The organism is Streptococcus gallinaceus (assembly GCF_040545695.1).
In the GTDB taxonomy this organism is placed as follows: domain Bacteria; phylum Bacillota; class Bacilli; order Lactobacillales; family Streptococcaceae; genus Streptococcus; species Streptococcus gallinaceus.
This window is the reverse complement of record NZ_JBEPMK010000002.1, coordinates 130,090-152,459: the sequence shown is the minus strand read 5'-3', so window position 1 is coordinate 152,459 and position 22,370 is coordinate 130,090. Positions and strand designations below refer to the sequence as shown.

At 42.0% G+C, this 22,370-nt stretch carries 22 protein-coding genes; 18 read left to right on the top strand and 4 right to left on the bottom strand.

Features of this window, described 5'->3' with window-relative positions; genetic code table 11:
- The first annotated feature begins 33 nt into the window (after positions 1-33).
- From ABID27_RS03015 to serB, 10 genes are all read left to right on the top strand, one after another.
- On the top strand, positions 34-978 hold the full coding sequence (locus tag ABID27_RS03015; protein WP_354280159.1) for a DHH family phosphoesterase: 945 nt from the start codon (positions 34-36) through the stop codon (positions 976-978).
- Positions 965-1,891: an FAD:protein FMN transferase gene (locus ABID27_RS03010; protein ID WP_354280157.1), complete on the top strand. Its 927-nt coding sequence runs from the start codon at positions 965-967 to the stop codon at positions 1,889-1,891. Before ABID27_RS03015 ends, ABID27_RS03010 begins: the two co-directional genes overlap by 14 nt.
- 76 nt (positions 1,892-1,967) lie before the next feature.
- Complete coding sequence (locus tag ABID27_RS03005) at positions 1,968-2,570, top strand: NADPH-dependent FMN reductase (protein WP_222347963.1); 603 nt, start codon at positions 1,968-1,970, stop codon at positions 2,568-2,570.
- A gap of 15 nt (positions 2,571-2,585) precedes the next feature.
- The gene (locus tag ABID27_RS03000) at positions 2,586-3,827 is read left to right on the top strand and encodes an NAD(P)H-dependent oxidoreductase (RefSeq protein WP_253363855.1); all 1,242 of its coding nucleotides are present in this window, start codon (positions 2,586-2,588) and stop codon (positions 3,825-3,827) included.
- 106 nt (positions 3,828-3,933) lie between these two features.
- Positions 3,934-4,176: a type B 50S ribosomal protein L31 gene (locus tag ABID27_RS02995; protein WP_222347959.1), complete on the top strand. Its 243-nt coding sequence runs from the start codon at positions 3,934-3,936 to the stop codon at positions 4,174-4,176.
- Positions 4,177-4,368: 192 nt separating this feature from the next.
- Positions 4,369-5,598: an FtsW/RodA/SpoVE family cell cycle protein gene (locus ABID27_RS02990; RefSeq protein ID WP_354280154.1), complete on the top strand. Its 1,230-nt coding sequence runs from the start codon at positions 4,369-4,371 to the stop codon at positions 5,596-5,598.
- Positions 5,599-5,609: 11 nt separating this feature from the next.
- Complete coding sequence (locus tag ABID27_RS02985) at positions 5,610-6,158, top strand: DJ-1 family glyoxalase III (RefSeq protein ID WP_354280152.1); 549 nt, start codon at positions 5,610-5,612, stop codon at positions 6,156-6,158.
- Positions 6,159-6,277: 119 nt separating this feature from the next.
- Positions 6,278-8,230, top strand: coding sequence for a DNA topoisomerase (ATP-hydrolyzing) subunit B (gyrB, locus tag ABID27_RS02980; RefSeq protein WP_253363861.1), 1,953 nt, complete (start codon positions 6,278-6,280; stop codon positions 8,228-8,230).
- Between the two features lie 90 nt (positions 8,231-8,320).
- On the top strand, positions 8,321-10,045 hold the full coding sequence (gene ezrA, locus ABID27_RS02975) for a septation ring formation regulator EzrA (RefSeq protein WP_354280149.1): 1,725 nt from the start codon (positions 8,321-8,323) through the stop codon (positions 10,043-10,045).
- Between the two features lie 100 nt (positions 10,046-10,145).
- Complete coding sequence (serB, locus tag ABID27_RS02970) at positions 10,146-10,793, top strand: phosphoserine phosphatase SerB (protein WP_354280147.1); 648 nt, start codon at positions 10,146-10,148, stop codon at positions 10,791-10,793.
- A 23-nt stretch (positions 10,794-10,816) separates the two neighbouring features.
- Here serB and ABID27_RS02965 read toward each other — a convergent pair whose 3' ends face one another.
- Positions 10,817-11,260, bottom strand: coding sequence for a DUF1694 domain-containing protein (locus ABID27_RS02965; protein ID WP_354280145.1), 444 nt, complete (start codon positions 11,258-11,260; stop codon positions 10,817-10,819).
- Between the two features lie 150 nt (positions 11,261-11,410).
- Between ABID27_RS02965 and eno the strand changes: the two genes are divergently transcribed.
- A complete protein-coding gene (gene eno, locus ABID27_RS02960) occupies positions 11,411-12,718 on the top strand; it encodes a surface-displayed alpha-enolase (RefSeq protein ID WP_253363869.1) in 1,308 nt (435 codons plus the stop codon).
- Positions 12,719-12,830: 112 nt separating this feature from the next.
- Positions 12,831-13,466, top strand: coding sequence for an HAD family hydrolase (locus ABID27_RS02955; RefSeq protein ID WP_354280143.1), 636 nt, complete (start codon positions 12,831-12,833; stop codon positions 13,464-13,466).
- A 48-nt stretch (positions 13,467-13,514) separates the two neighbouring features.
- On the opposite strand, the gene ABID27_RS02950 is transcribed toward ABID27_RS02955, so the two are convergent.
- Together ABID27_RS02950 and ABID27_RS02945 are read right to left on the bottom strand one after the other, a co-directional pair.
- The gene (locus ABID27_RS02950) at positions 13,515-13,706 is read right to left on the bottom strand and encodes a hypothetical protein (RefSeq protein ID WP_354280141.1); all 192 of its coding nucleotides are present in this window, start codon (positions 13,704-13,706) and stop codon (positions 13,515-13,517) included.
- A gap of 68 nt (positions 13,707-13,774) precedes the next feature.
- Positions 13,775-14,779 carry a lactonase family protein gene (locus tag ABID27_RS02945; RefSeq protein WP_253363881.1) on the bottom strand — a complete coding sequence of 335 codons (1,005 nt, stop codon included), beginning with the start codon at positions 14,777-14,779 and terminating at the stop codon, positions 13,775-13,777.
- 131 nt (positions 14,780-14,910) lie between these two features.
- On the opposite strand from ABID27_RS02945, the gene ABID27_RS02940 reads away from it, so the two are divergent.
- The 4 genes from ABID27_RS02940 to ABID27_RS02925 all read left to right on the top strand — a co-directional run bounded on the left by ABID27_RS02940 (position 14,911) and on the right by ABID27_RS02925 (position 18,390).
- Positions 14,911-16,080: an AI-2E family transporter gene (locus ABID27_RS02940; protein WP_354280139.1), complete on the top strand. Its 1,170-nt coding sequence runs from the start codon at positions 14,911-14,913 to the stop codon at positions 16,078-16,080.
- Positions 16,070-17,317: a tetratricopeptide repeat protein gene (locus ABID27_RS02935; RefSeq protein ID WP_354280137.1), complete on the top strand. Its 1,248-nt coding sequence runs from the start codon at positions 16,070-16,072 to the stop codon at positions 17,315-17,317. Before ABID27_RS02940 ends, ABID27_RS02935 begins: the two co-directional genes overlap by 11 nt.
- On the top strand, positions 17,304-18,020 hold the full coding sequence (budA, locus tag ABID27_RS02930; RefSeq protein WP_354280464.1) for an acetolactate decarboxylase: 717 nt from the start codon (positions 17,304-17,306) through the stop codon (positions 18,018-18,020). The genes ABID27_RS02935 and budA overlap by 14 nt, the downstream gene beginning before the upstream one ends.
- A 118-nt stretch (positions 18,021-18,138) precedes the next feature.
- The gene (locus ABID27_RS02925; RefSeq protein WP_354280135.1) at positions 18,139-18,390 is read left to right on the top strand and encodes a hypothetical protein; all 252 of its coding nucleotides are present in this window, start codon (positions 18,139-18,141) and stop codon (positions 18,388-18,390) included.
- A 15-nt stretch (positions 18,391-18,405) separates the two neighbouring features.
- Here ABID27_RS02925 and ABID27_RS02920 read toward each other — a convergent pair whose 3' ends face one another.
- Entirely contained in the window at positions 18,406-20,055 is a 1,650-nt protein-coding gene (locus tag ABID27_RS02920) for an Rqc2 family fibronectin-binding protein (protein WP_354280133.1), read from the bottom strand.
- Between the two features lie 77 nt (positions 20,056-20,132).
- Between ABID27_RS02920 and ABID27_RS02915 the strand changes: the two genes are divergently transcribed.
- Both ABID27_RS02915 and trpX read left to right on the top strand, forming a co-directional pair.
- Entirely contained in the window at positions 20,133-20,672 is a 540-nt protein-coding gene (locus tag ABID27_RS02915) for a 3'-5' exonuclease (protein WP_354280131.1), read from the top strand.
- 691 nt (positions 20,673-21,363) lie between these two features.
- Positions 21,364-22,362, top strand: a complete 999-nt coding sequence (gene trpX / locus ABID27_RS02910; protein ID WP_354280129.1) for a tryptophan ABC transporter substrate-binding protein — start codon at positions 21,364-21,366, stop codon at positions 22,360-22,362.
- Positions 22,363-22,370: the final 8 nt, after the last annotated feature.

The window sequence follows — 22,370 nt, the reverse complement described above, 5'->3', positions numbered from 1 at the left end:
GCTAAAATATGAGGAAGTGAAAAAGGAGAAATCATGTTGATTCAAGAACAAATTATAGAAAAAATTAGAGCTTACGATACCATTATCATCCACCGTCATCAGCGCCCAGACCCAGATGCTATCGGGAGTCAATTGGGACTGAAAGGTCTGATTGAAAAGAATTTTCCTGGAAAACGGGTTTTAGCGACAGGTTTTCAAGAGCCAACCTTGGCTTGGATTGGAACTATGGATACCGTGGAGGATACTGACTTTGCAGGCGCCTTGGTGATTGTAGTCGACACAGCCAATACAGAGCGAATTGATGATGCCCGCTATGACAAGGGACATTTCTTGGTTAAAATTGACCACCATCCCAATGATGATGTCTACGGAGATTTGCTTTGGGTGGATACCCAATCCAGTTCAGCTAGTGAGTTGGTTGCTCGTTTAGCTATGGAGCAAAATTTGGAGATGGATGCAGCCGTTGCAGCTTCTTTGTACGCAGGAATTGTCGGAGATACCGGTCGTTTTCTTTATCCCGCGACAAGTGCTAAAACCTTTGAAGTTGCAAGTTTCTTGCACCAGTATAACTTTGACTTTTCAGCGATTTCTCGAAAAATGGACGAAATGGATGCCAAGATTGCTAAGTTGACAGGCTATGTTTACGACCATATGGACGTAGATGAAAATGGAGCTGCGCGGATTGTGTTGACGCGTGCTCTCATGCAAGAATATCAGGTTACAGATGCAGAGACCGCAGCTATTGTCTCGGCGCCAGGCCGTATTGCAGATGTGCAGTCTTGGGCGATTTTCGTGGAGCAAGAAAATGGAACCTATCGCGTTCGCCTGCGCAGTAAAGTAGCTGTTATCAATGAAATTGCCAAACGCCATGAAGGCGGTGGTCATCCACTTGCTAGCGGAGCCAATTCTTACTCGTTAGAGGAAAATGAAGCTATTTACCAAGAAATCAAGGAGGCTGTCAAAAATGCCAGAAGCTAGTCGTCGCATTCATTTGATGGGGACATTTATCGATACCAAAATTTGGCATGAGGACCCTCAACCAATTTTGGAACAGGTGGAGGAGTTGCTCTATCTGTACAAGGATCGTTTTTCTGCCAATGATTTGACTTCTGAGCTCATGGAAGTCAATCTTAACGCGGGTGTGCAGCCTGTACCTGTGGCACCAGACCTCTATGAATTGATTGAATTAGGGAAAGCTCACAGTTGTGCACCAGGTAGTCGGCTCAACATTACGATTGGTCCCCTGATTCAGGCTTGGCGAATTGGATTTGACGATGCCAAGGTGCCTGATGAGGCGACAATCAAGGACAAGTTGCGTATTATCAACCCAGAGGACATCGTTTTAGAGCCAGAATATCGTCAAGTTTACTTAAAAAAAGAAGGGATGGCCATTGATTTGGGCGCTCTTGCCAAGGGCTACATTGCGGACAAAATCGTCGAGCACCTCAAACGCGTCGGTGTGGAGAGAGGTCTCATCAATTTGGGAGGCAATGTCTTGACCTTTGGACGAGCAGTGCACAACCCTGATGGTATGTGGCGGATTGGTGTGCAGCATCCAAAATTGCCGCGCGGTAACAATATTGCTGTCTTGAAAATAGGCGAGGAATCGGTGGTGACTTCCGGCATCTACGAGCGAACATTTACCTATGAGGGGAAAACCTACCACCATATTTTTGACAGTCAGACAGGTTATCCGGTTGCGACAGATGTGGCCAGCTTGACCATTATTTCTGAAAAATCAGTGGATGGAGAAATTTGGACTACGCGCTTGTTTGGTCGTCCTATCCGAGAAATTTATGATGAAGTCAATGCACAATCAGGCATAGAAGCTATTATTATCACGGTTAACGACGAAATAATCTATACCGATGGAGTGGCGGATAAATTTTAGAAAGCCTTTACATTTTCAATAAAAAATAGTAATATAATATGTATACTCTGCAAATGTAGGAGGAAAGGATACTATTATGAAATTGATTGCTTTGGTTGGCACAAACTCTGCCAAATCTACGAATCGTACATTGCTACACTATATTCAACAGCACTTTTCTGATAAAGCGGATATTGAAGTGATTGAGATCAAGGATCTACCAATTTTCAATAAACCGGCCGATAAGAAAGTTCCAGAAGCCATTTTGGAAATCGCTGCGAAAATCAGCGCCGCAGATGGAGTGATTATCGGAACACCTGAATACGACCATTCTATCCCAGCGGTACTCATGAGTGCCTTGGCTTGGTTGTCTTACGGCATTTATCCACTCCTCAACAAGCCGGTAATGATTACGGGTGCCTCTTACGGAACTCTTGGTTCATCACGTGCACAATTGCAATTGCGTCAAATTTTGAATGCACCTGAGATCAAGGCGACTGTTTTACCAGATGAATTTTTACTTTCTCATGCCTTGCAGGCATTTAACGGCCAAGGTGAGTTGGTTGATTTAGATACCATTAGCAAGTTGGAAGCTATTTTTGACGATTTCCGTCTCTTTGTGAAAATTACTGGAAAATTGTCAAATGCACAAGATCTTTTGCACAAAGAAGCTGAAAACTTTGACTGGGAAAGCTTGTAAGGAGGAAGAAAGACTATGAAATTTGTCGGAATTGTAGGCTCAAATGCCGAGGAATCATACAACCGTAAACTCTTGCAATTTATCGGTCGTAAATTCAAAACCAAATTTGAATTGGAATTGTTAGAAATTGACCAAGTTCCAATGTTTAATCAGGATGAAAATTGGGAAGAATCTTTCCAACTCCGTCTCCTCTACAATAAAATTACCCGTGCAGACGGTGTGATTATTGCAACACCAGAACACAACCACACGATTACAGCAGCCTTGAAGAGCGTGCTTGAATGGCTTTCATTTGCCGTGCATCCTTTCCAAGACAAACCAGTGATGATTGTCGGCGCTTCTTATTATGATCAAGGTACGTCACGTGCCCAAGTTCATTTGCGCAAGATTTTAGACGCGCCAGGTGTCAATGCCTATACCCTGCCAGGAAATGAATTTTTACTTGGAAAAGCGAAAGAAGCCTTTGATGACAATGGAAATATTATAAACGAGGGTACAGTGAAATTCCTTGAAACCTGCTTAGACAACTTTATCAAATATGTAAAAGTTGTCTCGAAATTACAAAAACCAAGACCAATTGAACAGGAAGACTTGCATTGCCAAGGTTCTATCGCTACCACAATTAAAGGGATTGACCCTGATGATCCGGAATGGTTGGATAAGGCCGCAGCTCAAGTAGGAGCAGTCGAAGGGGATGCTTATGTCAAATTGGACAACGGTCTCTTGACAGTCAACCAGCTCAATATGTTCTTGAAAGCTATGCCATTCGAATTGACATATGCCGACGACAACAACCAATTCCTCTACTATAATGACAAGCATCCAGACCCAGACACAATGCTTGGTAAACGTGTTCCTGAGCAAGTTGGAAACCGCATGGCGACCGTTCACGGTACCTTGCCACCAGCCCGCATGAAAAATGTGGAATGGGTGATTGGGACCCTTCGTAACGGTAACCAAGAATATGTACGGACAATCGTTCCAGGTACACCACCAGAAATCATCAACACTCACAATTACCAAGCTATGTACTATCCAGACGGTTCTTATGCTGGTATCAATGAAATCATCTTCAACTTCAAACCATGGTTGGATTGGTATCTTGAAACGACCGGTCAACGATTGGTTGGCGGAAACGCACCAGCAGCTGGTCACGGTGGACACGGACATACAGATGCAGATTCAGGAGCATCTGGTGCCGATGCACCTGCTGAACACGCAGCAACTGATGCAGATACAGGCGCTTCAGCAACCTAAAAATAAATAAGCAAAAAGGCTTGAACTCTATCTCGTATTGTGGTATACTAGCAGAGTTATAATCTATGGCTCGGAAAAGAGTCCATGGCAGAAAGGAATTTTTAACATGAAAAAAGATATCCATCCAGAATATCGCCCTGTTGTCTTCTTAGACACAACTACTGGTTACCAGTTCCTTAGTGGTTCTACAAAACGCACTAACGAAACTGTTGAATTTGAAGGGGAAACTTACCCACTTATCCGTGTGGAAATTTCATCAGACTCACACCCATTCTACACTGGACGTCAAAAGTTCACTCAAGCAGATGGACGTGTGGATCGTTTCAACAAAAAATACGGTCTCAAATAAAAAAACAACCCTATGGGTTGTTTTTTCTTTGTCATCCCTCAAGCAAGACAACAGCTATAAATAACTTTGGACGAAAAACGATTTTCAAGACCGGGTAGAATTGGTTGATGATTTTCATAGCCTGTGAGTTCAAATTTGAAGGTGATTTTGCTATAATGTAAATAATACCTATTGAAAGTATGAGGAGTTTCTATGAATCGAACAAAAGGGTCGGTAGTCAATCGGATTGATTATCCCCTATTGGTGCCAGTCTTTTTTTTATTGCTGATTGGTGTGATGGCGATTTACATTGCCGTTAGTCAGGATTATCCAGCCAAGTTGGCCCCAGTAGTTGGACAACAGATTATGTGGATGCTGATTGGTGTGGCACTAGCAGCCTTGGTGATGTTTTTCAATACCAAATTTTTGTGGAAAGTTACGCCGATACTCTATGTGCTGGGACTGGGCTTGATGGTATTGCCGCTTTATTTTTACAGTCCAAGTTTAGTCGCATCGACGGGGGCTCAAAACTGGGTCACTGTAGGAGGGGTTACACTTTTCCAACCGTCAGAGTTCATGAAAATTTCCTACATTGTCATGATGGCGAGGTTAACAGTAGGTTTCCACAAACGGCATCCCAAACGGACAATCAAAGAAGATTTCCTCTTGATTGGCTATCTTTTACTCTGTACTTTACCGGTTTTGGTCCTGCTTTATCTGCAGAGTGACTTGGGAACTGCCTTGGTATTTTTAGCCATATTTGCAGGGATGGTCTTGATTTCAGGCGTTTCCTGGAAAATATTATGGCCTATTGTAGGTCTTGCTTGTGTGGCTGGCATTGCCTTTATTGTCCTATTTACAGCACCTGGCGGGACAGCTTTACTGCATAATCTCGGGATGGACACCTATAAAATCAATCGGATTACAGCTTGGTTGGACCCGTTTAAAAATGCCCAGTCTACAACTTATCAACAGGCTCAAAGTTTGATTGCGATTGGAAGTGGTGGTATTTCGGGGATTGGCTTCAATAAAACCAACTTGCTGATTCCAGTGCGTGAAAGTGATATGATTTTCACGGTTATTGGAGAAGATTTTGGTTTTATCGGCGGAGCAACGGTTATCGTTCTCTATCTCTTGCTCATTTACCGCATGTTGCGGATAACGTTAGAGTCTAACAATCGATTTTACACCTATATTTCGACTGGCTACATCATGATGCTGCTTTTCCATGTTTTTGAAAATATAGGAGCGGCAACGGGACTGTTACCGCTGACAGGGATTCCGCTTCCCTTTATCTCACAAGGTGGCTCGTCCATTATTTCCAATCTATTAGGTGTTGGTTTGATTATGTCTATGTCCTACCAGCACAATCTATCTGACGATCGACGTCGTAGTAAATCACGTGTTTATCAAAAAATTACCATCAAGCGTGTCGAAAAATAAGGAGGCTTAACATGGCAAAAGTAGCAGTATTATTAGCACCTGGCTTTGAAGAAATCGAAGCTCTGACACCAGTTGATGTTTTGCGTCGTGCGGACATTGACTGTCAAATGATTGGGTTGCTGGGGAAATCCGTTACAGGTTCACACGGTATTACCGTTGAAGCAGATAAAATGTTTGACGGGAATTTAGCCGAATTTGATATGATTGTCTTACCAGGGGGAATGCCGGGGTCAACCAACCTTCGAGACCATGAAGGACTTATTGAGCAGTTGCAAGAAGCTGCCGTAGCTGGAAAATGGATTGCAGCCATCTGCGCAGCACCGATTGTATTGGATAGGGCTGGTTTGTTGGAAGGCAAGTCTTATACTTGTTTCCCAGGTCAAGAAAAGACGATCAGTAGCGGGAACCATTGTTCGGATATCGTTGTTGTGGATGGCTCTATCATTACCAGTCGTGGTGCAGGGACTAGCTTAGCCTTTGCTTATAAGTTGGTTGACTTGCTTGGAGGAAATGGCCAAGAACAAGCAGAACGGATGGTTTATACAGCCTTATTTAAGTAAAAAAATAAGGGGGAGGGGAACCTCCCCTTTTTGCTATGTCTGACTGGGATTTTTTGAAAAAATATGATATAATTAAGGGTAATATTTATAGGCGTTTTTTAGCCTGAAAAGGAAGAGTAATGACAGAAGAAAATAAAGAATTACAGGAAAAAGCACAGGAGTATGATGCCAGTCAGATTCAGGTCTTAGAAGGTCTAGAAGCTGTTCGTTTGCGTCCCGGTATGTATATCGGATCGACCTCAAAAGAGGGGCTTCACCACCTTGTTTGGGAAATCGTTGACAACTCCATTGATGAAGCCTTGGCTGGATTTGCTAGTCACATTGAGGTATATATTGAGCCAGATAATTCAATCACCGTTGTGGATGATGGCCGTGGAATTCCTGTCGATATTCAAGAAAAAACAGGTCGTCCTGCGGTCGAGACCGTCTTTACAGTTCTCCACGCGGGAGGTAAATTTGGCGGAGGTGGCTATAAAGTTTCGGGTGGTCTTCATGGTGTTGGTTCTTCCGTTGTAAATGCTTTATCTACACAGTTGGATGTTAAAGTGCATAAAAACGATCAGATTCATTACCAAGAATACAAGCGTGGTGTGGTCGTTGCGGATCTTGAAGTCATTGGTGAGACAGATCGTACTGGGACAACTGTTCATTTCACCCCAGACCCAGAAATTTTCACTGAGACAACTGAGTTTGAATTTGCCAAATTAAACAAACGGATTCAAGAACTGGCCTTTCTCAATCGTGGTCTTCGCCTATCCATTACAGACAAACGTGAAGGGTTGGAGCAGCGCAAGGAATACCACTATGAAGGTGGGATTGCCTCTTACGTTGAGTACCTCAATGAGAGCAAGGATGTCATCTTTGAAACTCCGATTTATACAGATGGTGAGTTGGACGACATTACTGTTGAAGTAGCCATGCAATACACTACCAGCTACCATGAAAATGTTGTCAGTTTTGCCAACAATATTCATACCCACGAGGGTGGTACGCATGAGCAAGGTTTCCGTACAGCCTTGACCCGTGTCATCAACGACTATGCGAAGAAAAATAAAATCCTTAAAGAAAACGAAGACAACTTGACAGGTGAAGATGTGCGTGAAGGATTGACAGCAGTTATCTCCGTCAAGCACCCAAATCCTCAGTTTGAAGGGCAAACCAAAACCAAACTAGGAAATAGCGAAGTGGTTAAAATCACCAACCGTCTCTTCTCAGAAGCCTTCTCAGACTTTTTGCTAGAAAATCCTCAGGTTGCACGTCGCATTGTTGAAAAAGGGATTTTAGCAAGTAAGGCTCGTATCGCAGCCAAACGTGCGCGTGAAGTGACCCGTAAAAAATCAGGCTTAGAAATTTCGAACTTGCCTGGGAAACTAGCGGACTGTGCTTCCAACGATCCAAAACAAACTGAACTTTTCATCGTCGAAGGGGACTCTGCCGGTGGTTCAGCTAAATCAGGACGTAATCGTGAATTTCAGGCTATTTTGCCAATTCGTGGTAAAATCCTCAATGTTGAAAAAGCCAGCATGGATAAGATTCTTGCCAACGAAGAAATTCGTAGCCTCTTTACTGCTATGGGAACTGGTTTTGGTGCAGAATTTGATGTAGAAAAAGCACGTTACCAGAAATTAGTCATCATGACCGATGCCGATGTCGATGGAGCCCACATTCGAACACTCTTGCTGACCTTGTTCTATCGTTACATGAGACCAATTGTCGAAGCTGGCTATGTGTACATTGCCCAACCACCTATCTACGGTGTAAAAGTAGGTTCAGAAATTAAGCAATACATTCAACCGGGTGTCAATCAGGAAGAAGAATTGCAAGCAGCCTTAGATAAGTATAGTGAAGGTCGCTCAAAACCAACTATTCAGCGCTATAAAGGTCTTGGAGAAATGGATGACCACCAATTGTGGGAAACAACCATGAATCCAGAAAATCGCCTGATGGCGCGTGTATCAGTGGATGATGCGGCTGAAGCGGATAAGATTTTTGATATGCTCATGGGAGACAAAGTAGAGCCTCGTCGTGAATTTATCGAAGAAAATGCCGTCTATTCCACACTTGACGTTTAAGATTCTAAAAAAATCAAGTGCATATGCTAGAAAAGTATGGTATAATAAAGCGATATTGTCTAGTAAATACTAATATCTAAGGAGATTTACATGTCTAGTGGAACAATCTTTTTAATCATTACGATTGTTGTTATATTACTTATTATTTATGTAGCGGGGCTGATTGTGCGTAAGCACAATGATAACCGTTTGGTTGCTTTGGAAGAACGTAAAGAAGACTTGTTCAACCTTCCAGTCAATGACGAAGTGGAAGCAGTGAAAAATCTTCACTTGATTGGCCAAAGTCAGGTCAGTTTCCGTGAGTGGAATCAAAAATGGGTTGACTTGTCACTCAATTCTTTTGCAGATATTGAAAATCATATCTTTGAAGCTGAAGGGTTTAACAATTCATTCCGCTTTATGAGTGCTAAAAATGCTATTGCTAGCATTGAAAGCCAGATTGATTTGGTAGAAGAGGACATCACTTCAATCCGCCACGGTTTGCAAGACTTGAAAGAGCAGGAAGAAAAAAATTCTGGTCGCGTCAAACATGCCTTGGATTTGTTTGATACCTTGCAAACATCTGTTCGTGAAAATACAGAAACCTATGGTGAAACACTTCCTGAGTTGGAAAAACAACTGAAAAATATTGAAGTTGAATTTTCAGAGTTTGTTATGCTCAATTCATCAGGTGACCCAATCGAAGCTTCTGAAATCTTGGACAAGACAGAGGAGCACATGATTGCCCTCAATCAGATTATGGACCGTATTCCTGATTTGATTCAAAAGGTCGAAATAGCTTTCCCAGATCAATTAGATGACTTGGAAACAGGTTATCGTAAGTTGATTGAAGAGAACTATCTCTTCACTGAGGCTGATATTGAAACACAATTCCAAGATATTCGAGTTGCGATTCGTGAAAATACTGCTTTGATTGTTTCATTTGATTTGGATGCTGCAGAAGTTGAAAATCAAACAATTCAAGAGCGTATCAATCATCTTTACCAGATTTTTACAAAAGAAATCGAATCTCATCGTGCTACAAGCAAGTTGAGCAAGACACTTCCGAAGTTTGTAGAACATGCAGTTCAAAATACACAAACACTGACAGCAGAAGCAGAGCGCTTGAACCATTCTTATCTTTTGTCTGAAAGCAAATTGTCACGTATCCAGCAATTGTCAAATCGTATCGCTAACATTGAGCAAGTGGTGGCTGAAAGCGTTGAAGAGTTAGACGCACCACAAGTTGCTTACTCTATCTTGGAAGAACGTTTGGAACATGCCAATGTGACCTTGACAGAGATGGAAGAAGAGCAGTTGATTTTATCAGAATACTTGCAATCGCAAGAAACATCTGAAACAAACGCTCGTAACAAGGCAGCAACTTATATCAATCAATTGCATACCTTGAAGCGTTACATGGAAAAACGTAATTTGCCTGGCATTCCAGAAGAATTTCTTGCTATTTTCTTCCGTACAAGTGATCATGTTGAAACATTGCTTGCAGAGTTGGATTACAAACGCATCAATATCGAGGCTGTTAATCGTCTACTTGAAAATGCAACATTTGACATCCATAATTTGGAAGAAAGTGCTTATCTAATTGTGCAAAATGCTACATTAACAGAGCAGTTGCTGCAATACTCAAACCGTTACCGTTCATTTGATCCAGCAGTTCAAAAAGCCTTTACTCGTGCTCTTGCTATCTTTGAAAAAGACTACGATTACCAAGCTTCATTTGAAGAAATCTCATTTGCTCTTGAGACTGTTGAACCTGGTGTAACAGAACGTTTTGTGAATTCTTATGAAAAAACTCGCGAAGCTATTCGCTATTAAAAGCTGGATTTATCCAGTTTTTTTGTATATTTTTGCATGAATCTTGCATCGTTTTGAAAATTTGGTACAATTTAAGAAAAGAAAAAGTTTGGAGTGTAGTATGAAGGATATCAAAGGATTGCTTGTTATGGACGTGGATTCTACCTTAATTATGGAAGAAGGAATCGACTTGTTGGGCGATATCGCGGGTGTTGGCAGTCAGGTGGCTGATATTACAGAAAGGGCCATGCAAGGGGAATTGGATTTTCGTCAGGCATTAGATGAACGAGTAGCCCTTTTAAAAGGGCTACCAGAGAGTGTCTTTCAAGAAATTTTAAAGAAAATTCATTTTACGCCAGGTGCTAAAAAATTAGTTGATGAATTGCATAGTCGCGGCTACAAAGTTGGCGTTGTTTCAGGCGGCTTCCATGAAACGGTCGATAGCTTGGCTGAACAACTTGGATTGGACTATGTTAAAGCCAATCATTTGGAGGTTGTAGATGGCCATCTAACAGGCCGAGTATTGGGGGATGTAGTGACCAAGGATGTCAAAAAGCAGATGCTTGAGACTTGGACCGCTGAGAATGGGTTGACCATGGCTCAGACCATTGCCATGGGAGATGGGGCAAATGACCTTTCTATGATACAAGCGGCGGGCATCGGTATTGCTTTTTGTGCCAAACCAATTGTACGCGAGCAGGCTCCTTTTCAGATAAATGAAAAAGATCTGTACAAGGTTATTGAAATTTTAGACAGTCAAAAAAGCTAGGTAAATCCTAGCTTTTTAACGATTTAGCGAGAAAAAATTTTCTTCCAAAATGGAACTTTTTCAGCAGTTTTCTCCTCTGCTGTGGCAATGAATTTGTCAGATAGTTCAATGTTTTCCACATCAACAGCATGGTCTGTGTGAAGGAGAAGTGCGAAAGGTGAGCCAGCAATTTTTTCATCAATGATGCTGACAGTCATGCCTTTTTCTTGGGCAGTTTTCAAGTAAGAAATCTGGAGGGCATCCGTTAATTTGGGAGAAATTTTCAGGGTTAGTGGCTGATATTCTGCTAGATAGTGCTCGCAGATGGTGGCAAATTTGTCTTGAAATTGGCTTTCAACCGCATCCGAGAAGTGTACAACTAAAACAACTCGTTCACGAAAAGTTCCCATGTAGTGGCGCTGTTCATCTGGATTGAGGCGATTTTCACCGCTGGATTTTTGTAATATGGTCTTTGTTAAGTCAGTCATAAACTGATTATAACATAATTAAAAAAGCCTGCAAAGAGCAAACGTTTACATGTTTAAAATAAGGCATTTCAACGATTTTTCCTTGAAAAAAAGGCGTTTTTACAGTATGATAGTAATGTAACAAATTAAATCTCAAAGGAGAGTAATATAATGTCAATTATTACTGATGTTTACGCTCGCGAAGTCCTTGACTCACGCGGTAACCCAACACTTGAAGTAGAAGTTTACACTGAATCAGGTGCTTTCGGACGTGGTATGGTTCCTTCAGGAGCTTCTACTGGTGAACACGAAGCAGTTGAACTTCGTGATGGTGATAAATCTCGTTACCTTGGTCTTGGTACACAAAAAGCTGTCGATAACGTAAACAACGTAATTGCTGATGCAATCATCGGTTACGACGTACGTGATCAACAAGCAATCGACCGTGCAATGATCGCTCTTGACGGTACTCCAAACAAAGGCAAACTTGGTGCCAACGCTATTCTTGGTGTTTCTATCGCTGTTGCTCGTGCAGCTGCTGACTACCTTGAAGTGCCACTTTATAACTACCTTGGCGGATTCAACGCTAAAGTATTGCCAACTCCAATGATGAACATCATCAACGGTGGTTCTCACTCAGATGCTCCTATCGCTTTCCAAGAATTCATGATCGTACCAGTTGGTGCGCCTACATTCAAAGAAGGTCTTCGTTGGGGTGCTGAAGTATTCCACAACCTTAAGAAAATCCTTAAAGCTCGTGGTTTGGTAACAGCTGTTGGGGACGAAGGTGGTTTCGCTCCTAAGTTCGAAGGAACTGAAGATGGTGTTGAAACAATCATCGAAGCGATTGAAGCAGCTGGTTATGTAGCAGGCGAAAACGGAATCATGATCGGTTTTGACTGTGCATCATCAGAATTCTACGACAAAGAAAAAGGTCTTTACGACTACACTAAATTTGAAGGTGAAGGCGCTGCTGTTCGTACATCTGCAGAACAAATCGACTACCTTGAAGAATTGGTTAACAAATACCCAATCATCACTATCGAAGACGGTATGGATGAAAACGACTGGGACGGTTGGAAAGCTCTTACTGAACGTCTTGGTGGACGTGTACAATTGGTTGGTGACGACTTCTTCGTTACAAACACTGACTACCTTGCACGTGGTATCAAAGAAAATGCCGCTAACTCAATCCTTATCAAAGTAAACCAAATCGGTACTTTGACTGAAACTTTTGAAGCTATCGAAATGGCTAAAGAAGCTGGTTACACTGCAGTTGTATCACACCGTTCAGGTGAAACTGAAGATTCAACAATCGCTGACATCGCAGTTGCAACTAACGCTGGCCAAATCAAAACAGGTTCATTGTCACGTACAGACCGTATCGCTAAATACAACCAATTGCTTCGTATCGAAGATCAACTTGGTGAAGTTGCAGCATACAAAGGTTTGCAATCATTCTACAACCTTAAAAAATAAGGTTTAGAAAAGAAAAGCTAGGAAATTTCCTAGCTTTTTTGCTTTTATGAAGATTTATCTGTTACACTAAAGTGAGTACTTTATAGAACAATTTTGAAAAAGGAAGATTTGAATGAAAAAGTGGATATTTTTTGATGTGGGTTCAACTTTAGTTGATGAAAGGGAGACTTATCGACTTTTTAGTAAAAGGTGCGTCGAGACGCTCAGTAGTGCAGGTAGGGTGGTAACATTAGATGAATTTGAAGAAAAGTTGGTCGAGTATTCCCGAAAAAATCAAGATCCCATACGGGAGACTTGGTCTTATTTTACCATTGCAGGTGTTGAACGGCCACAGTGGGACCATAGCACGGATTGTTTATACCCGGATACTAAGGCTGTTTTAGAACAGTTGCAGCGCGACTATCGGCTGGGAGTCATCGCAAATCAGAAAGAGAATTTGGCGGAACGGTTGGAAAATTGGGGGATTACTGATTATTTCCAACTTGTACTGAGTTCTTCAGCAGTTGGCTACAATAAGCCAGATGTGAGAATATTTTCAAGTGCCTTGGAGTTAGCAGGTATCTTACCCCAAGAAGCAATCTATATTGGAGATCGAATTGACAATGACATGATACCGGCAAAGAAATTAGGGATGACAACTATTTGGTTACAAGCTGGTTTGGGAAAATACAATCAAGAAGATTCGCTTTACAAGGTAGATTGGGTGGTTTCCTCCTTGACTGAAGTAGTAGATGTGTTGATAAAGTAGTTGTTAATAAAAAAATAGAGACTAGGAACGACTCCTAGCCTCTGTCTATTATTTCCCAAACAAGCCTTTTACTTTATCAAGAGTATCGTTTACAAAATCGTTGCCTTTCAGTAAATCTTGTGCTTGTTCTACATAGTCACCGAGTTCATCTTTATGATCTTCGATGAATTGTTTTGCACCGTCAAGGTCTTTATTGGCAATAAGGTCTTTTATTTGGTTGAAAAGTTCTGTTGGATTCATGGAGAATCTCCTTTATTATTGATAATTTTATTTAACACTAAAAGACTGAAATATGCAAGCAAAGTGCTTTAGTTTTCAAGAATGCAAACTGCTTCAGGTGCTTCGAAATCTTGTGGAATTTCTGTGAGAAGTCCAGTTTCTGGATGGCGTTTGAAGACGGTTACCTTGTCAGAATCTTGATGGGCAACGATGAGATAGCTGTCGTTGGAAACGAGGGCGAAATCGCGGGGAATCTGTCCAAGACTTGACTGGATGTCGATCAACTCGAGGGTCGCATCGCCAAGTGTGCGGTAAATTGCGATGGAATCATGTCCGCGATTGGAAGCGTAGACGAATTTTCCATCTTTTGAAATCCGAATGGCTGCTGTATTGTTTGGGCCAGTATAGTCTGCGGGCAATGTTGATATGGTTTGCAGGAGCTCAAATTGTCCCACGCCGTCGTAAATCAGCACCTCAATCGAAGCATTTAATTCGCAAATGAGATAGGCGAGTTTTGCAGTTGGATGGAAAACGATATGACGAGGACCAGCACCAGGAGCGGATTTGTAGTGGCCGATTTCTGTCAATGTTCCCTCGTCCGAAACATCATAAGTAATGACAGAATCTATTCCTAAGTCACAGGTTACCAAGTAATGGTCAGGAGTTAGGTCTGCAAAGTGAGCGTGGGCACTTTGTTGATTTTCATGGGGACCAGAACCGTGGTGTTGTACGGTGTCAGCCAAACGAAGTGAACCATCACTTTCTATCTTGTAAGAAAAAATTTGGCCTTTGTGATAGTTTGCTCCGTAGACCAGTTGGCGGTCCTCATCCACTGAAACATAGCAGAGGGGAGCGCCATCTGTTACCACATGATTCAACGGTTGGAAATGAGCGTCAAAGGCTGCAACACCCCCTTGCCCATTTTCAGAACCGACTGTATAGAGATTGCCCGCTTGTGAAAATGCAAGGTAGGTTGGATTGTCTTCTGTGGCAAGAAGCTGAAGATTGCTCAATAGACCACTTTCTTCATTGAAATCTGCAGAATAAATACCTTTGGAAAGTCGTCGCGTATAGCTGCCAAAATATAAAGTCATATCGGATCCTCGCTGGTAATTTTTTATGATTATATCATAAAATTAGGAGAAAGTCGCTCGCTTACAAGTCTTTTCTGATAAAATAGACTGTGAAAATGGTACAATATAAGAAATAAATCGTGGAGGTTGGTATGAAAGAGAAACGACCAAAATTTGCAGATAGCTGGTTTTTCCATTTGTTTCTGAACAATCAGGTAGTGACTTTTTTCTTAGTGACTATTTTGTTTTTGCTGACGATTTGGATGTTTACCAGGGTGAGCTTTGTTCTACGACCGATTGGTGATTTTTTAAATATTATTCTCTTGCCAATGATTTTGACAGGACTCTTATTTTACTTGTTAAATCCCATCGTTGATTGGTTAGAAAAATACAAGATTTCCCGTACAGTGGCGATTTCGATTTTGTTTATTTTGATTGCTTTGCTGCTGGTTTGGGGCGTTGCAGTTGCTGTGCCAACGATTCAAGAACAGGTGATTTCTTTTGCCCAAAATGTGCCGAATTATATTAAAACGGTTGAGTCACAAGTAAATTCCTTGCTCAAGGACCAGCGTTTCGAGGCGCTGCGTCCGACTATTATGCAGGGCTTGGATAATGTCAATGCACAGATTATTTCCTATGCACAGAAGTTCTCGTCTAGTGCGGTAAACTGGGCTGGGAATTTGATTTCAACGGCTTCGCATATTATTGTGGCCATTCTGATTATGCCTTTTATCCTCTTTTATCTGCTGCGGGATGGCAAGCATCTCAATTACCATGTTACTAAATTTTTACCAGTCAAATGGCGGGCTTCGGTCGGTCGTGTCTTGACGGATGTGAATGGGCAGTTGTCTAATTATGTTCGAGGGCAGGTGACAGTTGCGGCCATTGTTGCGCTCATGTTCTCCATTTTATTTACCATAATTGGGCTCAAATACCCGATTACTCTAGGAGTTATGGCTGGTTTTCTCAATCTTATTCCTTATTTGGGTTCCTTTTTAGCCATGATTCCAGCCGTTGTCTTGGGGCTAATTGCAGGACCTTTCATGTTGATTAAGGTGCTGATTGTCTTTATGGTAGAGCAGACGGTTGAGGGACGATTTGTAACGCCGTTGATTATTGGGTCTTCTCTTAGTATTCATCCGATTACCATTTTATTTGTGCTCCTGACTGCAGGGCAAATGTATGGTGTGCTGGGTGTGCTTTTGGGAATTCCAATCTATGCCTCAATCAAGGTTGTCGTGACGGCTATTTTTGAATGGTATAAGAATTATAGTGGTTTGTACAGTGAAGAGAAAGAAGTAAGTATCGGAAATGAAGAATAGTGAAAAAATGTTGGTGTCTCTAGACCAGCAAGACTTAGCTCATGCCAATAAATATTTTAAACGTGCCTTGGAACAAGATGACAGTGAGACCTTGTTTGATTTGGCAGCTTATTTGGAATCCATTGGATTTTTTCCACAAGCCAAGGAAATTTATCTGCAAATACGAGATGAATTTCCAGAAGTGAATCTGAATTTGGCCCAGATTGCCAATGAAGATGGAGCGATTGAAGAAGCCTTTGAATACCTTGAAGCCATTGGACCAGACAGTCTTTATTATTTGGAGGCATTGGTGGTCAAGGCGGATCTCTATCAGTCAGAAGGCTTGGCAGATGTTGCACGTGAGAAATTGCTAGAGGCAGCTAGTTTGTCGGATGAACCCATTATCTTATTTGGTTTAGCCGAGTTGGAAATGGAACTGGGCGAATTTAAAGAAGCTGTGGGGCACTATGCCCTCTTGGATAATCGCGATATCTATGAGATGACAGGGGTTTCGACTTATCAACGAATCGGGATTGCCTATGCCAGCCTTGGAAAATTTGAAGCAGCAATTGAGTACTTGGAAAAGGCTGTTGAGCTGGAGTATGAAGACCAGACAGTCTTTGAGCTAGCGACCATTTTGTATGACCAAGAAGAATACCAAAAAGCCAATCTCTACTACAAGCAGTTGGATACCATCAACCCTGACTTTGAAGGCTATGAGTATGCCTATGCTCAATCCCTGCACGCAGAGCATAAGATTGAAGAAGCCTTGGATATGGTCGAGAAAGGCTTGGCTAAGAATGATTTTGATACAGTCTTGCTCCTTTTGGCTTCCCAGTATGCTTATGAATTGCATGATAGCAAGGCAGCTGAAGACTATCTTTTGAAGGCACAAGAAGTGGCAGAAGACCAAAATGAAGTGACCTTGCGCTTGACTAACCTCTATCTTGAGCAAGAGCGTTACGATCAGGTAGTTGCGCTAAATAATGAAGAACTGGACAATGTTGTGGCGCGTTGGAATATTGCCAAAGCCTATCAGGCATTGGAAGAGGATGAAGCAGCACTGGAAATTTATGATCAGTTGCGAGAAGATTTAGCGGATAATCCAGAATTTTTGGCAGACTACATTGCGGCCTTGCGATTGGAAGGTGATATCCAGCTTGCCAAAGAATTAGCGCACCGTTATTTGCACTTGGTACCGGATGACTTGATTATGCAGGAATTTTACAACGAGGTGAATCATGATGGAGACCAATAAATTATTTCAATACAATACTTTAGGCGCCCTGATGGCAGGTCTCTATGGCGGTTCGCTGACAGTGGAGGAATTGCTAGAACATGGCGATTTGGGGCTGGGAACCTTGGACTCGATTGACGGAGAGTTGATTGTCCTAGATGGAAAGGCTTATCAGGCAAAGGGTTCCGGAGACCAACCACAAGTAGTAGAAGTTGGTGGAGAAACCAAGGTTCCCTATGCGGCAGTGATTTTTCATCAGCCAGAAGTCATCTTCAAGCAGCGATTTGAAATGACGGACCAAGAGTTGCACCAGCGGATTGAGTCCTACTATGACGGGGAAAATCTTTTTCGTTCGATTAAGATTAAGGGGCAATTTTCCAAGATGCATGTACGCATGATTCCGCGTTCTACTCCAGATAAAAAATTTGCGGAAGTAGCAACGCATCAGCCAGAGTATACAGCTGAAAATATTGCTGGAACCATTGTCGGAATTTGGACGCCTGAAATTTTTCACGGGGTCAGTGTAGCGGGGTATCACTTGCATTTTATCTCAGATGACCATAGCTTTGGCGGGCACGTCATGGATTATGTGATTGTAAATGGGCATGTTGAGATTGGTGCCGTAAATCAGCTGGATCAGCGATTCCCGGTACAAGATCGCGAATACCTTTTCGCAAAATTCAACGCCAAGGAAATCCGCGAAGATATTAATAAGGTGGAATGAGATGGAACTCGATATTTTATCTTTGCAACCGAGTTAATTTTACCTATCTGAAGAGAAGGTAAAAGCGGTTGGAGAATGGTTTGATGACTATCCGTTGGAGCCTCTACCTGTAAAAGAAATGAACGGGAAGATTTTTCTAACGGATGGTCATAGCCGAGCTTATCTAGCTTACGAATCAGGTAAAAAGACGATTTGGATTGGGATTTCTATTGGAAATGTGTCCAAGCTTGCCAAGAGCGAGGTGTCAATACTATTGCTGATTTGGAAGAACGCCAACTCTCCAACAGTGACTACAAGGAAAAGTGGCTGGGTTGGTGTCAACAACTTGTTTCAAAATAAAAAAACACCTAGAAGGGATGGTCCTTTCTAGGTATTTTTGTGCTGATCAGAGTTTCATGGATTTTATTTTTTCTTCGGTCGGTGTCACGCGCAGTGTTTTTTGACCACGATAGGTCACAAAACCGGGTTTACCACCACTTGGTTTATTGAGTTTTTTTGCTTCAATCATGTCCACTTGAACGAGATTTGACAGTCGGGCTTTTGAGAAATAGGCAGCTAGCTCTGCGGCATCTGTCTTGACTTCATCGCTGGGATCGAGATTATCCATGATGATGACGTGACTCCCTGGAATATCCTTGGCATGGAACCACAGTTCTCCTTTTTTAGCCATCTTGAAGGATAATTCATCATTTTGCAGATTATTTTTCCCAACCAGAATAATTGTCTTACCATCACTTGCCAAGTAACGTTCTGGTTTTTGACGTTTGGCAATTTTCTCACGGTGGCGTCGCTTGAGGTACCCTGTCTCGATGAGTTCTTCGCGAACTTCGTCAATTTCAGATAGATTGGCTTGACCGAGGATAGTCTCCACACTTTCCAGATAGAGAATCGTGGCCTTTGTATCTTCAATGAGACTAGACAAATGCTTGACAGCCTCTTTTAATTTTTGGTATTTTTTGAAATAACGTTGGGCGTTTTGACTGGGAGAAAGCGCTACATCAAGTGCGATTTCTAGGGGCTGCCCTGTATAATAATTGTCCAAAGTGACGCTAGGCTGGTCATTTGGAACCTGATGAAGGTAGGTGGTCAAGAGCTCGCCCTTTTGGCGGAATTCCTCTGCATTTTCGGTCGCAGTCAATTCTTCCTCTTGCTTGACCAATTTTTTACGATTTTTTTCTAGCTCACTGGCCACTCGCTTGATGAGTTCATTGGCCTGCTGGGCGACGCGGTCGCGCTCGGCCTTGTCGGCATAGTAAGTATCTAGAAGCTGGGAGAGATTGTCAAAACTCTGGTGGCTATCGGAAAATGGCAGAGCTGCATAGGATTTTTCCGTCAGACTTGGCTGGCAAGGAGCAGTAAAGAACTGTCGGAAATTCTTTAATTTATCCGTGACTAGAAGCTGACTTAATTCTGTCGCCGTATCTCGCCCCAAACCTTGAAAGAGACTTTGTAGCTGTTTTGGACCAAGGTCTTGTGTACTCAAGATTTTAAATAACTTCTCGTCAGAAATGGCAAATGGATTGCGGACATCCGTCTGCGGAGGTCGGATATAGCTTGAGCCAGGAAGAATGGTGCGGTAGGAATTTTGTGAAAATCCTACATGCTTAATGGCTTCGATAATGCGATTTTCGGTCTTGTCAACCAAGATAATATTGCTGTGTTTGCCCATAATTTCAACGACAAGAGTAGCTTGAATCTGGTCACCGATTTCGTCCTTGTTGGACACAGCAATTTCTAAAATTCGGTCATTTTCCAGCTGGCGTAAGTCTTCGATAACCGCACCCTGCAAGTATTTGCGTAGAATCATAGTGAAGGTATTGGGCACCTTTGGATTGGCAAATTCAGTATTGGTCAATTGAATTCGTCCAAAAACAGAATGTGCAGAAATCAAGAGCTTATGATTTTGACGATTGCTCCGAATTCCCAGCACCAGTTCTTGTTCAAAAGGTTGATTGATTTTCTGAATGCGACCACCTAAAAGCTGGCTGTGCAATTCTTGTGTCATGTGATGTAAAAAAAATCCGTCGAAAGACATGGTTTCTCCTCTTTTCTAGTCCTTCTAGTATAACATAAGTCCCTATAGATGTGGTAAAATGGAGAAAAGGAGAAGTTATGCAAGAATTAGAAAAATATATCGCCTTTGATTTGGAGTTTAATACGGTCAATGAAGTCAGTCACATTATCCAAGTTTCCGCAGTCCAGTTCGAAAATGAGCAAGAAGTAGCACACTTTGACTCCTATGCCTACACGGATGTTCCCTTGCAAAGCTTTATCAATGGCTTGACGGGTATTACAGCAGACAAGATTCAGCAGGCTCCCAAGTTAGAAATGGTGTTAGCATCATTTGCGAAGTTTGTAGGAGATACTCCTTTGATTGGCTACAATGCCCATAAGAGTGACCTTCCGCTGTTGGCTGAAAATGGTCTTGATTTGCAAAATCAGTATGCAATTGATGTCTATGATGAAGCATTTGAGCGTAGAAGTAGAGACTTAAACGGCATTGCTAATTTTCGCTTGTCAAAGGTTTCTACCTTTTTAGGAATTAAAGGACAAAGTCACAATAGCTTAGAAGATGCACGCATGACAGCCCTCGTCTATCAACAATTTTTAGAATTCGACCAAAACAAGCTGTTATTGGAAAAGCAAGATTAGTCTAGCCACAATCCATTTTCAAGACTGGACTTATCTTGTTGGTTGGATTAAAAAATTACAAAAAACTATTGACAAATAAAAAATAAAACCGTAGAATAATACTCAATCAGAAAAGTACTAGACGAAAGTTTTCAGGGAGCTTGTGGTTATTGCGAACAAGTAGCGGACTTCTAGGAAATGGGCTGATGCTAAAATGGAATTCAAAACAATGCGAATTCGGTCGGCACACCTTACCGTGCAACTCCTTGATAGAGGAGATGGAGATATGGGAGTATTCTAGACAAATTCCATAAGTGAGGTGGCACCGCGGATTCTCGCCCTCGCATACTATTTAGTATGCGAGGGTTTTTCTATGGCTCTTAGTGAGGAAAGTCAGAATGACGCATCTGAGCTTAGAGACATTGACGCAGTTCGAGCTTAGCGAGGACTACGAACAGCTTAGTTCTTAATGAAATAAGGTGCATTGCCCCACCATTGAATTTAGGGGAATTGACGCAGTTCGAACCCAGTGAGAACTGTGAACCTTAACATTCTGAATGATTGCGCGTTCGCAGAAGGTAGCAGGTCTTAGAAAGATGAATTCCACGATGAAGGAGAAATGATATGAAAAAACGATGGCGTCGCTTAGGGACAATAAAAGTGAATAGGAAATGTGTACTTACATCGGAATAAAATTTTTAGGAGAAATAGCATGAAAAATAAAGCGTTGATTGGAACATTGATTGGTTTGGTTGTCTTGGTGGCGGGTGCCCTTTATTTCAACGGGAAAAAGGAAACGACATCGCCTGAGAATAAGGTAGTTAAGGTGGGGATTTTGCAGTTTGTGACCCATGAAGCCTTAGATGAGATTGAAAAGGGAATCGAAGATGGCTTGGCAGATGCAGGTTACGACGGTAGCAATGTCAAATTGACAGTTCTCAATGCAGAAGGTGACCAAAGTAAGATTCAAACCATGAGTAAAAAATTGGTCAGCGATAAGAACGATGTGGTCATCGGGATTGCGACTCCAGCAGCTCAAGGCTTGGCAGCAGCAACTTTAGAAATTCCGGTTGTAATGGGTGCAATTTCAGACCCTATCGGAGCTAAATTGGTTAAAAATTTGAAAAAACCAGAAGCCAATATCACAGGAGTTTCGAACCAAGTTCCGCTCAAGCAAACGGTTGAACTCATCCAAAAAATCACACCAAATGTGAAGAAAATCGGAGTTCTCTACTCAAGTAGCGAGGATAACTCAGTTTCACAAGTTAAAACATTCAAAGAATATGCAGAGGCAGCTGGTCTCACTGTGGAAGAATTTGCTGTTCCTTCTACAAATGAAATCAAAACGACAGTCGGCGTTATGGCAGGCAAGGTAGATGCTATTTTTGTATCGCAGGACAATACGATTGCCAGTGCCTTTCCAACGGTTATCTCAGAAGCAACGCCTGCAAAAATTCCAGTTTATTCGAGCGTAGACACGATGGTCAAACAAGGTTCTATCGCCTCTGTCGCTCAAAGTCAATACGGCTTGGGAACAGAGACAGCGAAGATCGCAGTTAAACTTTTGGCAGGTAAAAAAGTAGTGGATGTCCCAGTCAATGTGGTCAACACAGGAACACCGACATTGAACTTACAAGCAGCAAAAGACTTAGGAATTACCATTCCGTCTGATTTGCTTGACACGGCAGATATTGCTGTTAAAGAAAAATAGAAGGTAGA

Bases quoted from the DNA above. Each gene is read 5' to 3' on its own strand.
- ABID27_RS03015 (WP_354280159.1), top strand. From the start codon at position 34: ATGTTGATTCAAGAACAAATTATAGAAAAAATTAGAGCTTACGATACC.
- ABID27_RS03010 (WP_354280157.1), top strand. From the start codon at position 965: ATGCCAGAAGCTAGTCGTCGCATTCATTTGATGGGGACATTTATCGAT.
- ABID27_RS03005 (WP_222347963.1), top strand. From the start codon at position 1,968: ATGAAATTGATTGCTTTGGTTGGCACAAACTCTGCCAAATCTACGAAT.
- ABID27_RS03000 (WP_253363855.1), top strand. From the start codon at position 2,586: ATGAAATTTGTCGGAATTGTAGGCTCAAATGCCGAGGAATCATACAAC.
- ABID27_RS02995 (WP_222347959.1), top strand. From the start codon at position 3,934: ATGAAAAAAGATATCCATCCAGAATATCGCCCTGTTGTCTTCTTAGAC.
- ABID27_RS02990 (WP_354280154.1), top strand. From the start codon at position 4,369: ATGAATCGAACAAAAGGGTCGGTAGTCAATCGGATTGATTATCCCCTA.
- ABID27_RS02985 (WP_354280152.1), top strand. From the start codon at position 5,610: ATGGCAAAAGTAGCAGTATTATTAGCACCTGGCTTTGAAGAAATCGAA.
- gyrB (WP_253363861.1), top strand. From the start codon at position 6,278: ATGACAGAAGAAAATAAAGAATTACAGGAAAAAGCACAGGAGTATGAT.
- ezrA (WP_354280149.1), top strand. From the start codon at position 8,321: ATGTCTAGTGGAACAATCTTTTTAATCATTACGATTGTTGTTATATTA.
- serB (WP_354280147.1), top strand. From the start codon at position 10,146: ATGAAGGATATCAAAGGATTGCTTGTTATGGACGTGGATTCTACCTTA.
- ABID27_RS02965 (WP_354280145.1), bottom strand. From the start codon at position 11,260: ATGACTGACTTAACAAAGACCATATTACAAAAATCCAGCGGTGAAAAT.
- eno (WP_253363869.1), top strand. From the start codon at position 11,411: ATGTCAATTATTACTGATGTTTACGCTCGCGAAGTCCTTGACTCACGC.
- ABID27_RS02955 (WP_354280143.1), top strand. From the start codon at position 12,831: ATGAAAAAGTGGATATTTTTTGATGTGGGTTCAACTTTAGTTGATGAA.
- ABID27_RS02950 (WP_354280141.1), bottom strand. From the start codon at position 13,706: ATGAATCCAACAGAACTTTTCAACCAAATAAAAGACCTTATTGCCAAT.
- ABID27_RS02945 (WP_253363881.1), bottom strand. From the start codon at position 14,779: ATGACTTTATATTTTGGCAGCTATACGCGACGACTTTCCAAAGGTATT.
- ABID27_RS02940 (WP_354280139.1), top strand. From the start codon at position 14,911: ATGAAAGAGAAACGACCAAAATTTGCAGATAGCTGGTTTTTCCATTTG.
- ABID27_RS02935 (WP_354280137.1), top strand. From the start codon at position 16,070: ATGAAGAATAGTGAAAAAATGTTGGTGTCTCTAGACCAGCAAGACTTA.
- budA (WP_354280464.1), top strand. From the start codon at position 17,304: ATGGAGACCAATAAATTATTTCAATACAATACTTTAGGCGCCCTGATG.
- ABID27_RS02925 (WP_354280135.1), top strand. From the start codon at position 18,139: ATGAACGGGAAGATTTTTCTAACGGATGGTCATAGCCGAGCTTATCTA.
- ABID27_RS02920 (WP_354280133.1), bottom strand. From the start codon at position 20,055: ATGTCTTTCGACGGATTTTTTTTACATCACATGACACAAGAATTGCAC.
- ABID27_RS02915 (WP_354280131.1), top strand. From the start codon at position 20,133: ATGCAAGAATTAGAAAAATATATCGCCTTTGATTTGGAGTTTAATACG.
- trpX (WP_354280129.1), top strand. From the start codon at position 21,364: ATGAAAAATAAAGCGTTGATTGGAACATTGATTGGTTTGGTTGTCTTG.